We start from the raw sequence: 12356 nt of genomic DNA, 5'->3' as shown, positions 1-12356 counted from the left end.
AAAATGCGAAGGGCCGCCCGGGTGCCGGGCGGCCTCTGAAAACATCGTCGCAATCAGGCTTTCCGCAGCGCCTCGACGCCCGGCAGAGCCTTGCCTTCCATCCATTCGAGGAAGGCGCCACCTGCCGTCGAGACGTAGGACAGGCTGTCCGCGACGCCGGCATGGTTCATGGCCGAGACGGTGTCGCCGCCGCCGGCGACCGCGACGAGTTCGCCTGCCTGGACGTGCCTGGCCGCCGCCTTGGCGACCGCGACGGTCGCCGTGTCGAAGGGCGGCAGCTCGAAGGCACCGAAGGGGCCGTTCCAGACCAGCGTCTTGACCTTCTCCAACCGCAGAACGACTTCGGCGATGCTCAGCGGGCCGGCGTCGAGGATCATCTCGTCGGCCTCGACCTCGCCAACCGGCACGACGCGGTAGCTGGGATGGGCCTTGAATTCACGCGCGACGAGCGCATCGACCGGAAGCAGGATCTCGCAGCCGGCGGCCTTGGCCTTGGCTTCGATCTCGCGGGCGGTGTCGAGCAGGTCGTGCTCGCAGAGCGACTTGCCGACATCGACGCCGCGCGCGGCGAGGAACGTGTTGGCCATGCCGCCGCCGATAGCGAGCACGTCGACCTTCCTGACGAGGTTGCCGAGCAAGTCGAGCTTGGTCGAGACCTTGGCGCCACCGACGATCGCCATCACCGGCCGGGCGGGATTGTCGAGGCCGGCGGAAAGCGCCTCCAGCTCCGCCTGCATGGTCCGTCCGGCATAGGCCGGCAGGACATGGGCGAGACCTTCAGTCGAGGCATGGGCGCGGTGGGCGGCGGAGAAGGCGTCATTGACGTAGAGATCGCCATTGGCGGCGATCGCCCTCACGAACTCGGCGTCGTTCTTCTCGTCGCCAGCGTGAAAACGGGTGTTCTCCAGCAGCAGGACGTCGCCGTTCTTCGCGGCGGCAACGGCCTTGGCGACCGGCTCGCCGATACAGTCGTCGACGAAGGCGACGGGGCGGCCGAGCGCCTGCGTCAGCGCCGGGACGATCTGCTTCAGGCTGTTCTTGTCGTCGCGGCCCTTGGGACGGCCGAAATGCGCGAGCAGGATGACCTTGCCGCCCTTGTCGGCGATCTCGCGAATGGTCGGCAGCACACGGTCGATGCGGGTGGTGTCGCTGACCTTGCCGTTCTCCATCGGAACGTTGAGGTCGACGCGGACGAGGGCACGCTTGCCGGCGAGATCGGCGTCGTCGAGGGTGCGGAAGGCGGTCATCGCGTCAGCAGGCTCCCGAACAGACCGGGCACTCCGAACCTCAGCACCGCAATGGTGAGCGCGACAGTGAGAACGGCCGTGACGATGGCGGTCAAGAACAGGGTCCCGGCGCGCGGCGTGGCGTCGACGCGGTCACGCAGGGCGGAAATCTCGCCGCGGATCGCGGCGAAGTCCATCGTGCCGGCGGCGGCGTCGACCTTGTGGGCGCTGCGCTCCAGCGAGGCCTCGGCGCGGGTCAGGACAGCCTCGTAGCGGGCGAACTTCTCCTCGATGCGCGCGGCCTTCTCCTCGATGCGGGAGAGCTGATCGAGCTGGCGCGGATCGGGCTTCGATGCGGTTTCGACGGAGGCGGGCACCGCGGAGCCGATGACGACGGCGGGAGCTGCCGGTGCCAGCGCTGCAGCTGCGGGAGCGGGGCTGAATGCGGGGGGCGGCATCACGGCGGGCGCCTCGACGGGCACCGGGGACGCAACAGTCGGCTCGATCTTGGCCATAGGCTCTCCGTAGCGTGGAGGAAATGGCGGGGCCGCGCCGGAGCACGGTGCGGCCTCGCTTTCAGGCACCATACCCCCTGCCGGGGGCATGGGGGCGATGGATCAGAGCAGGGCGCCCATGGCGACGGCCGTGTCGCTCATGCGGTTCGAGAAGCCCCACTCATTGTCGTACCAGGACAGCACGCGCACGAACTTGTCGTCCATGACCTTGGTCTGATCGAGGGCGAAGGTCGAGGAATGCGAGTCGTGGTTGAAGTCGATCGAAACGTTCGGCTGGTCGGTGACCCCGAGGATGCCCTTCAGCGCGCCGCGCTTCGACGCCTTGATGATGGCGTCGTTGATCTTCTCGACCGAGGTCTTGCGCTTGGCGAGGAACTTGAAGTCGACGACCGAGACGTTGGGCGTCGGCACGCGGATCGAGGTGCCGTCGAGGCGGCCCTTGAGATCGGGGATGACGAGGCCGATCGCCTTGGCAGCGCCGGTCGAGGTCGGGATCATCGACATCGCGGCGGCACGGCCGCGATAGAGATCCTTGTGCATGGTGTCGAGCGTCGGCTGGTCGCCGGTATAGGCATGGATCGTGGTCATGAAGCCCTTGTCGATGCCCACGGCGTCATGAAGCACGCGCACGACCGGCGCGAGGCAGTTGGTGGTGCAGGAGGCGTTCGAGACGACGAGATGCTCCTTGCTGAGCTCGCCATGGTTGACGCCGTAGACGACGGTGAGGTCGGCGCCGTCGCAGGGGGCAGAGACCAGCACGCGCTTGGCGCCTGCGGCCAGATGGGCGGCGGCCTTCTCGCGGGTGGTGAATATGCCGGTGCATTCCAGCGCGATGTCGACGCCGAGAGCCTTGTGCGGCAGGTCCTTGGGATCGCGGATGGCGGTGACCTTGATCGGGCCGCGGCCGACATCGATCGTGTCGCCGGAGACGGTCACCGTGCCGGGGAAGCGGCCGTGGACGGAGTCGAAGCGGAAGAGATGGGCGTTGGTCTCGACCGGGCCGAGATCGTTGATCGCCACGACCTCGATGTCCTTGCGCTTCGACTCGATGATCGCGCGCAGAACGTTGCGCCCGATGCGGCCGAAGCCGTTGATCGCCACCTTAACCGTCATCTCTTCCTCTCCTTCGCCGAGCGAAACGGCGTGAGCCGTCGCTATCCACGCGGGCAATTCGGCCAAAGCATGGCCGAACGCAAGATAAAAACCGTCATTGCGAGGAGCGTAGCGACGAAGCAATCCAGGGGCAGCAGGGCCCGACGTTCCCCTGATTGCTTCGCCGCGCTCGCAATGACGGGGAATATCAGCCGTTGTGCTGCTTCATCGCGGCTTCGGCGACAGCCTCCGCCGTGATGCCGAAGTGCTTGTAGACTTCCTTGTAGGGGCCGCTCGCCCCGAAGGAGTGCATGCCGACGAATGCGCCGTCATGGCCGATCACCGCATCCCAGCCGAAGCGCACACCCGCCTCGACCGCGACCTTGACCGGCGCGGAGCCGATGATCTCGGCCTGGGTGGCCTCGTCCTGCAGAAGCAGGAGTTCGAGCGAGGGCACCGAGACGACGCGGGCGCGCACGCCCTTCTCGGCCAGCAGCTTGCGGGCGGCGACGGCAAGCTCGACCTCGGAGCCCGAGGCGAAGAGCGAGACCTGGGCCTTGCCGCCCTCGGCCGCGAGCAGCTCATAGGCGCCGGCGGCGGAGCGGTTCTTCGCCGTGGCGTCGGTGCGCAGCTGCGGCAGGTTCTGGCGCGACAGAGCCAGCACGGTCGGCCCGTCCCTGCGCTCCAGCGCTGCCTGCCAGGCTTCGGCGGTCTCGATCGCGTCGGCCGGGCGGAAGACGCGCATGTTCGGCATGGCGCGCAGCGAGGCGATCTGCTCGACCGGTTGGTGGGTCGGGCCGTCCTCGCCGAGGCCGATCGAGTCATGGGTCATGACATAGACGACCGGCAGCCCCATCAGGGCGGCAAGGCGCATCGACGGACGGGCATAGTCGGCGAAGACGAGGAAGGTGCCGCCGGCAGTGCGGAAGCCGCCATGCAGGGTGATGCCGTTCATCGCCGCGGCCATGCCATGCTCGCGGATGCCGTAGCGCACGTAGCGGCCCTTCGGGGTCTTCGGGGTGAAGTCCTCGGCGGCCTTTGTGCGGGTGTTGTTCGACGGCGTCAGGTCGGCCGAGCCCATCACCAGCTCCGGCATGACCGGGGTGATGGCTTCCAGCGCCAGCTCCGAGGCCTTGCGGGTCGCGACGGCCTGCGGCGCCGCGATCAGCCCCTTCTTGTGGGCGAGGATCACCTTGTCGAGCTTGGCGGGGACCGTATGGGCGAGACGGCGCTCGAACTCGCCGCGCTTGCGCTCGGAGAGGGCGCCGAAGCGCTCGTTCCATTCCTTGTGCGCGGCGGCGCCGGCCGCGCCGAAGCTGCGCCAGGCCTTCAGCACCTCGGCGGGAACCTCGAAGGGCCCACCGGTGATGCCGAGGTTCTTCTTGGCTGCGGCGAGCTCGTCGGCGCCCAGCGCCTCGCCATGGGCCTTCGAGGTACCCTGCTTATGCGGCGCGCCGAAACCGATGATCGTCTTGCAGGCGATCATGGTCGGCTTGTTCGACTTCTGGGCGCGGCGGATGGCGGCCTCGATCGCCTCGGGATCATGGCCGTCGACGCGCTCGGAGCGCCAGCCGCAGGCCTTGAAGCGCGCGACCTGGTCGACATTGTCGGTGATCGAGAGCGGGCCGTCGATGGAGATGCCGTTGTCGTCCCAGAGCACGATCAGCTTGTTGAGTTTCTGGTGGCCGGCGAGCGCGATCGCCTCCTGGCTGATGCCTTCCATCAGGTCGCCGTCAGAGGCCAGCACATAGGTGTGGTGATCGACGACCTTCTTGCCGAACTCGGCGGCGAGCATGCGCTCGGCCATCGCCATGCCGACGGCGGTGGCGAGGCCCTGGCCGAGCGGGCCGGTGGTGGTCTCGACGCCGGCAGTCTCGAAATTCTCCGGATGGCCCGGCGTGTTGGAACCGAGCTGGCGGAATTTCTGGAGGTCGGCGAGCTCCATGCCGGGGGTGCCGGTGAGATAGAGCAGGGCGTAGAGCAGCATCGAGCCATGGCCGGCGGAGAGCACGAAGCGGTCGCGGTCCGGCCAGCGCGGATCGGCGGCGTCGTATTTCATCACGCGGGTAAACAGCACGGCGGCGACGTCGGCGGCGCCCATCGGCAGGCCGGGGTGGCCGGACTTGGCCTTCTCGACACCGTCCATCGCCAGGCCGCGGATGGCGTTGGCGAGCTTGTCGTGCTGGGCGCGGTCGATGCTGGTCATGATGGTCTCACAGGGCTCCGTCTGGCGGGAGGGCCGGTCCGACCTGCGCGACAGCGGGCCGGGGGAGGGGGGAGGCAGTCTTGAAGCTGCTTTTGGCGAGCTTGGAAAGGACGGGTGGATTAGGCCCGGCTCTCCCTTCGAGTCAATTCGCGGAGGCCGGCTTTCGCGGTCGCAGGGGCCTCAGTGCCCGGTTTTTCGCAGATGGGGCCTCAGCCGGGGTAGGCAAGCCTTTGCGAGGCCGCGTTTACGCGCTTTTGGGCCGATTCCTGTTTTCCCGCGTTCTGCTGTAAATTCATGCACGAATCGTGTGAGCCGGCTTCGATCTGAAAGGAGAGCGACCGTGGCGAGCCTGATGCTGGACAATGCGCTGGCGCGTCTCGACAGCGCTCTGGGGCAGCTCGAGGCGGCGGCGCGGCGGCGGATCGAAGCGGAACGCGGCCGGGGCAATCTCGAAACCGAACTGGCGCTGATGCAGGACGACCGGGCGCGGCTCGCGGCCGATCTCGACGGCGCGATGGCGCGGCTCGGCCATGTCGAGACGGCAGCCGCCGATGTCGATCAGCGGTTGCTGCGGGCGATGAACGTCATCAGCGCGGTGATCGAACGCGTCCAGGCGCAGCAGCCGGCCGAGGAGTCGCAGCACGAGGCGGAAGCGACCTAGCGCATTTTCGAGCGAAGCGGACGCCGGTTCGCGTAAGGAAAATGCGATAAAACAAAGAGATGGAGTATTCCCGCGATACGCAGAGACGCGGAAATGCACCAGAAGCGAAGAGGGCAGGAGAAGGATGCCGCAAGTCAACGTCATGATCGCCGGCAAGGCCTACCGCATGGCATGCGGGGAGGGCGAAGAAGCCCATCTCGAAGGGCTCGCGCAGTTCTATGACGAGAAGATCGGCGAGATGCGGCTGGCCTTCGGCGAGATAGGCGACATGCGGCTGCATGTCATGGCGGCACTGATGGTCGCGGACGAGGTCCATGAACTGAAGCAGCGGCTGGCCCGGCTCGAATCCGACCTCGCCGCAACGCAGGGCGATGCCGGCGCAGCCGACCAGCGCCTGAGCGAGGTCGAGGACCGCGCGGCGGAAGCCCTGGTCGCGGCGGCCGAGCGGATCGAGGGCGTGGCCAAGAGCCTGCTTCCGACAATGACGGGGTGACGGACTGCCGGCAACGGCACTTGCAAATCAAAGCGAAAGCCCCGGACGGTTGCCGTCCGGGGCTTTTTCCTTGCGAAAGCTGTCGCGATCAGACGCCCGGGGCGCCGCCCGCGCCGTCCAGCACCGTGACGGAGCGGCGGTTCTGCGACCAGCAGGAGATGTCGTTGCAGACCGCGACCGGGCGCTCCTTGCCGTAGGAGATGGTGCGCATGCGGTTCGCCTGGATGCCGCGCGAGGCGAGGTAGTCGCGCACGGTCTGGGCGCGGCGGGCGCCGAGCGAATAGTTGTACTCGCGCGTGCCGCGCTCGTCGGCGTGGCCCTCGACCGTGAAGGTGTAGCGCGGATAGCGCTGCAGCCAGCCGGCCTGCTTGTCGAGGGTAGCGGTGGCGGTGGAGGTCAGGTCGGTGGAGTCGGTCTCGAAGAAGACGCGGTCGCCGACATTCACGACGAAGTCCTGGGCGCTGCCGGGCGTCGCGGCGCCGCCGGCGCCGAAGCCCGAGGCGTCGGCATTCTGGTCTTTGGCGCAGGCGCCGAGCGCGAGCGTTGCGGCGATGGCGGCGGCAAAGCGGACCGAACGGCCGCCGGCGAAAAGAGTGGTCATCATGGCTAAACTCCGGGCGATCGAAATCTCTTGGCGGCGCGCTTCAAGGACGGCTTCGCGTGGCTCCATCAATGAAGCGTCAACCTAAACGAGACCTTGCCAGAACAAGGCGAAGTGGCGGCATTGCGGCGTATGGTTAACCAATTATGGCGAAAGGCGTTTGCGCTGGCCGTTGTGGCCCTGGAGACACAGAAGCTCGCCTCTCTGGCCACTTTGCCAGCTACCCAGCCGATCAGGGGCGCAATCGTTTCGGCGACGCCTCGCAGTGCATCACAAGGCTGGGGCAAGCTCTCGGTCGGGGCGTGCAATATGAATAGCTTGGGGACGGCTTAACCGATCAGGTCGATTGAACCTGATCGGATCAGGCTCCGGGCCGCCTCTCGGGCCAAATAAGAAGGCCGCCCAACCATGGCCGGGCGGCCCCTTCTCCTGTCAAATACGCGGCCGTTCTCAGCGCTGCCCGCTCAGCAGCGGCGACCAGGTCGGGTCGGAGGCGAAAGCCGGTGTCGGGACCGGCACCTCGACGCGGCCGGTGATGTCGACCATGTACAATTTGCCGCCGGACTGGCCGCCCGGATCGCGGAAGAACATCAGGTACTGGCCGTTCGGCGCCCAGTTCGGGGCTTCGTTGTGGAAGCCCTCGGTGAGGATGCGCTCGCCCGAGCCGTCCGGGCGCATCACGCCGATGGCGAAGCCGCCGCCGCCCTGCCGGGTGAAGGCGATGAGGTCGCCGCGCGGCGACCACGAAGGCTGCGAATAGCGGCCCTGGCCGAAGGAGATGCGCTGGGCTTCGCCGCCGGAGGACGACATCACATAGAGCTGCTGCTGGCCGCCACGGTCGCTCTCGAAGACGATCCGCGAGCCGTCCGGCGCGTAGGAGGGCGAGGTGTCGATCGCCGCCGTCGAGGTCAGGCGCGTCGTCGAGCGCGAGCCGATGTCGATGGCGTAGAGATTGGCGTTTCCGCCCTGCTGCAGCGAGAGCACGACGCGCTGGCCGTTGGGCGCGAAGCGCGGGCTCGAGCTCATGTCCGGGAAGTTGCCGACGATCTGGCGCTGGCCGGTCTCGATGTTGAGCACCTGCACGCGGGGCTGCTCGCCCTGGCGCTGCGACATGAAGGTGACGTCCTGCGAGACCGGCGAATAGCGCGGCGTTACCACCGAGGTATCGCCATTGGTGAGATAGCGCACATTGGCGCCGTCCTGGTCCATGATGGCGAGACGCTTGCGGCGGCTCTCCTTCGGGCCGGATTCGTCGACGAAGACGACGCGGGTGTCGAAGAAGCCACCGAGCCCGGTGACCTTGCTGAAGATCGCATCCGAGATGATGTGGCCGACGCGGCGGGCATTGCTCGGGTCGGTGAAGTACTGCTGGCCGTCGGTCTGCGTGCCGGTCGCGACATCCCAGAGCCGGAACTCGGCGCGGATGCGGCCGGCCTCGCGCGCGACGCGGCCGGTGACCAGCGCCTGTACGCCGCTGGCCTTCCAGGCGTCGAAGCGGGGCGCGGAGTCGAAGGGCGGGTTCGGCTCCGGGAAGCGGCTCTTGTCGACCGGCGTGAAGTAGCCGCAGCGCTTCAGGTTGTTGGTGATCACGCTGGAGACGAGCACGCCGCCTTCGCCGGCGAAATCGGCGATGGCGATCGGCATGGGCTGGAAGGCGCCGCCGCGCAGGTCGATGACAAGTTCGGCGCGGGCGGCCGCAGGCACCATCAGGGCGGCGCCGGCGGTGGCGAGCAGGCGGCGGCGCGTCGGCGCGGCCGTCAGGAAGGGGAGGGGGCTAATGTCGATCATCGGGGTCACATGACGTCCCTTGCGTCGAAATTGACGACGACGTCGCGCCAGTCGTCATAATAGGCGGCGAATTGAGCCGGAATGCGCAAAGGCGCGCAGCGGCGGGTGGCGGTCAGCGCCGAGTCGGCGGCGACACGGAAGAGCGGGTCGGACGAGGAGTTGATCACGCCCGGCTGGCCGGCGAGCGAGCCGTCGGTATTGAGCTTCATCCGCACGGACGGCACGACGTTGCCGCTGCCATGGGCGTTGGCGAGCGCGATCGGCACGTTCCAGCACTTCAGCAGCTGATCCTGGATGATGCCGATGAGCTGCGCCCGGAGCGACGGGCTGAGCTTCTGCGAGGCGCCGCGCTCGGTGCCGAGCGAGGCCGTGCGGTTGACCTGCGGCGCCGAGGAGCCGGAGGACTGCGCCTTCTCCTTCGACTGCAGCAGCTTGGCGATATCGCTGGCGTTGAAGTTCTTGGCGATCTCGGCCTCGCGCTTGGCCTTGGCCTCGGCCTCCTGCTTGGCCTTGGCCTCGGCGGCGAGCTTCGCCTTCTGCTCGGCCTCGGCCTTCGCCTTGGCGGCAGCTTCGGCCTTCTCCTTGGCCTGCTTGTCCGCTTCGGCCTTGGCGAGCGCCTCGGCCTTGGCCTTCGCGTCGGCCGCGCGCTTGGCGGCCTGAGCCTCGGCTTCCGCCTTGGCCTTGGCAGCGGCCTTCGCCTCCTCCTCGGCCTGCTTCGCCTTGGAGGCGAGCTCCGCGTCCTCGGCGAGCTTCGCCAGCTCCTCGCGTTTCTGCTCGGCCTCGCGGGCGGCCGCGGCCTCGCTCTTCTGCGGGGGCTGCTTGGCCGGCTCCGGCGGCTTGGTCTCGGGCTTCGGCAACTCGACCGGGCGGGCCGGCGGCGGCGGTGTCGAGGCGTTGTCCTCGGCGACCTTCAGCTCGGGCGGGCGCGAGGGTGGGGCGGGCGTGTCGGTCTTGGCCTCGCCGGCTTCCTTGCGCTCGACGACATCGGACTGGCGCTCGGCGCGCGGCGTCGGCTGCGCCTGCACCTTCTCGGCGCTACGCTCGCCGCGCGTGACCTGGTTCAGTGCGTTGGGATCGATGATCTCGACGGCGATCGCTTCCTCGTTCTCCGGCAGCGGCGCCGGGGATGAAAACGCCAGCAGCCCCGCGACGAGGACCGTCGCATGGCCGAGCGCCGACACCAGCATGCCAGGTTCGGAGGTCGTAAGCTTCACGCCCTGAACACCCTTACTCTCGTCGCTCTCAGCGGCCCGCCGGCTCGGTGACCAGCGCGACCCGCTTGAACCCGGCCGAGGTGATGGTCGACATCACCGAAGCGACCCGGCCGTAATCCACCAGCTTGTCGCCGCGCACATAGATGCGCTCGTCGAAGCCCTGCTTGGCGAGGCCCTGCAGCTTGCTGACAAGGTCCGGCTCCAGCGTCGGCTGGTCCTGCAGGAAGATCTGCCCCTTGCTGTCGATCGCGATGGTAATCGGCTTCTGATCGACATTGATCGGCTTGGCGCCGGTCTGCGGCAGGTCGAGCGGGACGCCCGTCGCGATCAGCGGCGCGGCGACCATGAAGATGATGAGCAACACCAGCATGACGTCGATGAACGGCGTCATGTTGATCTCGGCGATGGCGCCGTGGCGGCGCCCGCGGCGGCCCCGGCGGCCGGCGCCCTTCGCGGCGGTGGCGGCGGACATACCCATTGTTCAGCCCCTCACGCGGCCATGCGCTCGTCGATCTGCCGCGACAGGATCGCGGAGAACTCGTCGGCGAAGGCTTCGAGCCGGCCTTGCGCCTTGGCGACCTCGGCCTGGAGCTTGTTGTAGGCCATCAGCGCGGGGATTGCGGCGAAGAGGCCGATCGCGGTGGCGAAGAGCGCTTCGGCGATGCCGGGCGCGACCACTGCGAGGGAGGAATTCTTGGAGACCGCGATGGCGGTGAAGGAGTGCATGATGCCCCAGACCGTGCCGAACAGGCCGATGAAGGGCGCAGCCGAAGCGATGGTCGAGAGCACCAGGAGCTTGGATTCGAGCCGCTCGGTCTCGCGCTGGATGGTGACGTCGAGCACCTTGTCGATGCGCTGGGAGAGACTGGCGACGGAGCGGCCGCCATTCTCGAAGGAGCGCTTCCATTCCCGCATCGCCGCGACGAAGACCGCGGCCATGTCGTTGACCGGCTTGCTGGCGAGGTCGCGATAGAGTTCCTCGAGCGAGCGGCCGGACCAGAACACCTCCTCGAAGGCGTCCATGTCGCGCCGCGTGCGCCGATAGAGCAGCGTCTTGTCGATGATGATCGACCAGCACCAGATCGAGGCGCTGATCAGACCCATCATCACCAGCTTGACGACGATGTGAGCATGCCAGAACAGCGTCCAGAACGACATGTCGATCTGTGGCGCGGCCTGCGCGACGTCGGCGGGGTTCATCCTGTCATCCTTCTTACCCAGGCGGTACGCCGATGGCCCGAACCTTCAAGGCTCATGGCCCCGGCCCCAAACCCCGCCGCTCGCGTCGCAGGAGACCCACGCCGCCGCCCGTTTCGCGATCGGGGAAATGCCGTATCCCGTCAATCGCGCGCGAATTCGGCGAAAGATGGGCCGAAACGGGGTTTCCCACGAAACGCATGCTCCAGGAGCAGTTAAGCATCCAGCAAGGTTAATGTGGGGTATACGTCCGGAGCGATGCGGCAATGACAGGGCGCGGGCAGGGACACGAGGCCCCGCTTGAAACATCGGGCAGGCGCATGATTCGGCCGCTCCGCGGCAAGGAACAGCCAGTATTCCGTGCAGATGTCGCAGATCGGGATCCGAAGGGAAGGGCGCCGAGCATCTCCGGAAAAAGCCCGTGATCTGACCCGGCCACGGACTTTTTCCCGCTGGAGATCTCACAGACGCTCTTCTGCCGGACTGGCCGAATCGGCGCACGGAGGCATCTCGGCGTTCGTCGGGATGGCAAGAACAAGAAATCGGCTGAAACTTGTCTCGGAACACTCTACGACTGATGTCGCGGCTGCCATCCGCGACAAGACGCAAAAAATTGAACCGTCGTTGCTTTCTGAGTGGAGAGGTTTCCCATGTCGAGGCACATTGGTCTGATTGTTGCCATTTCAATCGCAGCGGGTCTGGCGGGTTGCGCCACCTACCCCGAGGTTACCACCCAAACCGTGATCGTCTCGAGCGTCGGCCCGGTCGAGATCGAGCGCCTCAATGTCCGCGTGGTGTCGATCGACCGGCCCAACCGTGCCCTGACGGTCGAGCAGCGCGGCTACAGGTGGCTCGTTGATGTCCCGCCTGTCTTCGGCAATCTCGAAAATCTGCGGGAAGGCGACACGGTCGATATCAGCCGTGTCGAGGGCGTCGTCGTCGAGGTCCGGCCCAACAGGCGGGGTGCCAAGCCGGGGATCACCTATACGGAGATAGGGGCCAGTTCGACCTTCCAGAACCTGCCGGAGAGGTTCGTCGCCCGGTCGGTGACGCTGACCGCCAAGTTCGAGCGGTTCGATGCGGCCAGCGGCGTCGTGAGTTATGTGGGCCCCTTCGGTCCGCGCTCGATCACCGTGGTCGACCCCGCCGTGAAGGCGCGGCTGCAGAAGTTCAAGCGTGGTGACATGGTGGACCTGAGCTTCGAGGAAGCCTTCTTCATCACTCTCAAATAGCTTTTGGCCGCATGGGCCGCCTGCCTGGTGCTCCCGGGCAGGCGGGGCCTGCTTTGGGGCGATGAGACTGCGTCGCCCGGTCGTGCGATCGGGCTTCGGCGCGACGCTGCCGGCGTCGCGCCGAAGATTGG

General features: G+C 67.3%; 12 protein-coding genes. 3 read left to right on the top strand and 9 right to left on the bottom strand.

Going from position 1 to position 12356, the window contains the following annotated elements; translation table 11 throughout:
* Positions 1-53: 53 nt before the first annotated feature.
* The 4 genes from AC1DNE_RS21040 to tkt form a co-directional block, all read right to left on the bottom strand.
* On the bottom strand, positions 54-1247 hold the full coding sequence (locus AC1DNE_RS21040; protein WP_441472914.1) for a phosphoglycerate kinase: 1194 nt from the start codon (positions 1245-1247) through the stop codon (positions 54-56).
* A complete protein-coding gene (locus tag AC1DNE_RS21035) occupies positions 1244-1741 on the bottom strand; it encodes a hypothetical protein (RefSeq protein WP_476766414.1) in 498 nt (165 codons plus the stop codon). The genes AC1DNE_RS21040 and AC1DNE_RS21035 overlap by 4 nt, the downstream gene beginning before the upstream one ends.
* Before the next feature lie 102 nt (positions 1742-1843).
* Entirely contained in the window at positions 1844-2854 is a 1011-nt protein-coding gene (gap, locus tag AC1DNE_RS21030) for a type I glyceraldehyde-3-phosphate dehydrogenase (protein ID WP_441472912.1), read from the bottom strand.
* Between the two features lie 187 nt (positions 2855-3041).
* On the bottom strand, positions 3042-5039 hold the full coding sequence (gene tkt, locus AC1DNE_RS21025; protein WP_476766415.1) for a transketolase: 1998 nt from the start codon (positions 5037-5039) through the stop codon (positions 3042-3044).
* A 340-nt stretch (positions 5040-5379) separates the two neighbouring features.
* On the opposite strand from tkt, the gene AC1DNE_RS21020 reads away from it, so the two are divergent.
* Together AC1DNE_RS21020 and AC1DNE_RS21015 are read left to right on the top strand one after the other, a co-directional pair.
* Entirely contained in the window at positions 5380-5700 is a 321-nt protein-coding gene (locus AC1DNE_RS21020; protein ID WP_476766416.1) for a DUF4164 family protein, read from the top strand.
* Between the two features lie 124 nt (positions 5701-5824).
* Positions 5825-6193, top strand: coding sequence for a cell division protein ZapA (locus tag AC1DNE_RS21015; RefSeq protein ID WP_441472910.1), 369 nt, complete (start codon positions 5825-5827; stop codon positions 6191-6193).
* 88 nt (positions 6194-6281) lie between these two features.
* Here AC1DNE_RS21015 and pal read toward each other — a convergent pair whose 3' ends face one another.
* From pal to tolQ, 5 genes are all read right to left on the bottom strand, one after another.
* The gene (gene pal / locus AC1DNE_RS21010; RefSeq protein ID WP_441473018.1) at positions 6282-6794 is read right to left on the bottom strand and encodes a peptidoglycan-associated lipoprotein Pal; all 513 of its coding nucleotides are present in this window, start codon (positions 6792-6794) and stop codon (positions 6282-6284) included.
* A gap of 450 nt (positions 6795-7244) precedes the next feature.
* Positions 7245-8582, bottom strand: a complete 1338-nt coding sequence (gene tolB / locus AC1DNE_RS21005; RefSeq protein WP_441473017.1) for a Tol-Pal system beta propeller repeat protein TolB — start codon at positions 8580-8582, stop codon at positions 7245-7247.
* A 5-nt stretch (positions 8583-8587) separates the two neighbouring features.
* Positions 8588-9796, bottom strand: coding sequence for a cell envelope integrity protein TolA (tolA, locus tag AC1DNE_RS21000; protein ID WP_441472909.1), 1209 nt, complete (start codon positions 9794-9796; stop codon positions 8588-8590).
* 28 nt (positions 9797-9824) lie between these two features.
* Positions 9825-10274 carry an ExbD/TolR family protein gene (locus AC1DNE_RS20995; RefSeq protein WP_441472908.1) on the bottom strand — a complete coding sequence of 150 codons (450 nt, stop codon included), beginning with the start codon at positions 10272-10274 and terminating at the stop codon, positions 9825-9827.
* An 11-nt stretch (positions 10275-10285) separates the two neighbouring features.
* Entirely contained in the window at positions 10286-10996 is a 711-nt protein-coding gene (tolQ, locus tag AC1DNE_RS20990) for a protein TolQ (RefSeq protein ID WP_441472907.1), read from the bottom strand.
* Positions 10997-11643: 647 nt separating this feature from the next.
* On the opposite strand from tolQ, the gene AC1DNE_RS20985 reads away from it, so the two are divergent.
* The gene (locus tag AC1DNE_RS20985; RefSeq protein ID WP_476766418.1) at positions 11644-12225 is read left to right on the top strand and encodes a hypothetical protein; all 582 of its coding nucleotides are present in this window, start codon (positions 11644-11646) and stop codon (positions 12223-12225) included.
* The last annotated feature ends 131 nt before the right edge of the window (positions 12226-12356 follow it).

Source organism: Allobosea sp. 05L423 (assembly GCF_056397745.1).
The sequence above is the reverse complement of the archived record's forward strand: the minus strand, read 5'-3'. Positions and strand labels throughout refer to the sequence as shown.

Coding starts and splice junctions, on each gene's coding strand:
- AC1DNE_RS21040 (WP_441472914.1), bottom strand. CDS start 1,247: ATGACCGCCTTCCGCACCCTCGACGACGCCGATCTCGCCGGCAAGCGT.
- AC1DNE_RS21035 (WP_476766414.1), bottom strand. CDS start 1,741: ATGGCCAAGATCGAGCCGACTGTTGCGTCCCCGGTGCCCGTCGAGGCG.
- gap (WP_441472912.1), bottom strand. CDS start 2,854: ATGACGGTTAAGGTGGCGATCAACGGCTTCGGCCGCATCGGGCGCAAC.
- tkt (WP_476766415.1), bottom strand. CDS start 5,039: ATGACCAGCATCGACCGCGCCCAGCACGACAAGCTCGCCAACGCCATC.
- AC1DNE_RS21015 (WP_441472910.1), top strand. CDS start 5,825: ATGCCGCAAGTCAACGTCATGATCGCCGGCAAGGCCTACCGCATGGCA.
- pal (WP_441473018.1), bottom strand. CDS start 6,794: ATGACCACTCTTTTCGCCGGCGGCCGTTCGGTCCGCTTTGCCGCCGCC.
- tolB (WP_441473017.1), bottom strand. CDS start 8,582: ATGATCGACATTAGCCCCCTCCCCTTCCTGACGGCCGCGCCGACGCGC.
- AC1DNE_RS20995 (WP_441472908.1), bottom strand. CDS start 10,274: ATGGGTATGTCCGCCGCCACCGCCGCGAAGGGCGCCGGCCGCCGGGGC.
- tolQ (WP_441472907.1), bottom strand. CDS start 10,996: ATGAACCCCGCCGACGTCGCGCAGGCCGCGCCACAGATCGACATGTCG.
- AC1DNE_RS20985 (WP_476766418.1), top strand. CDS start 11,644: ATGTCGAGGCACATTGGTCTGATTGTTGCCATTTCAATCGCAGCGGGT.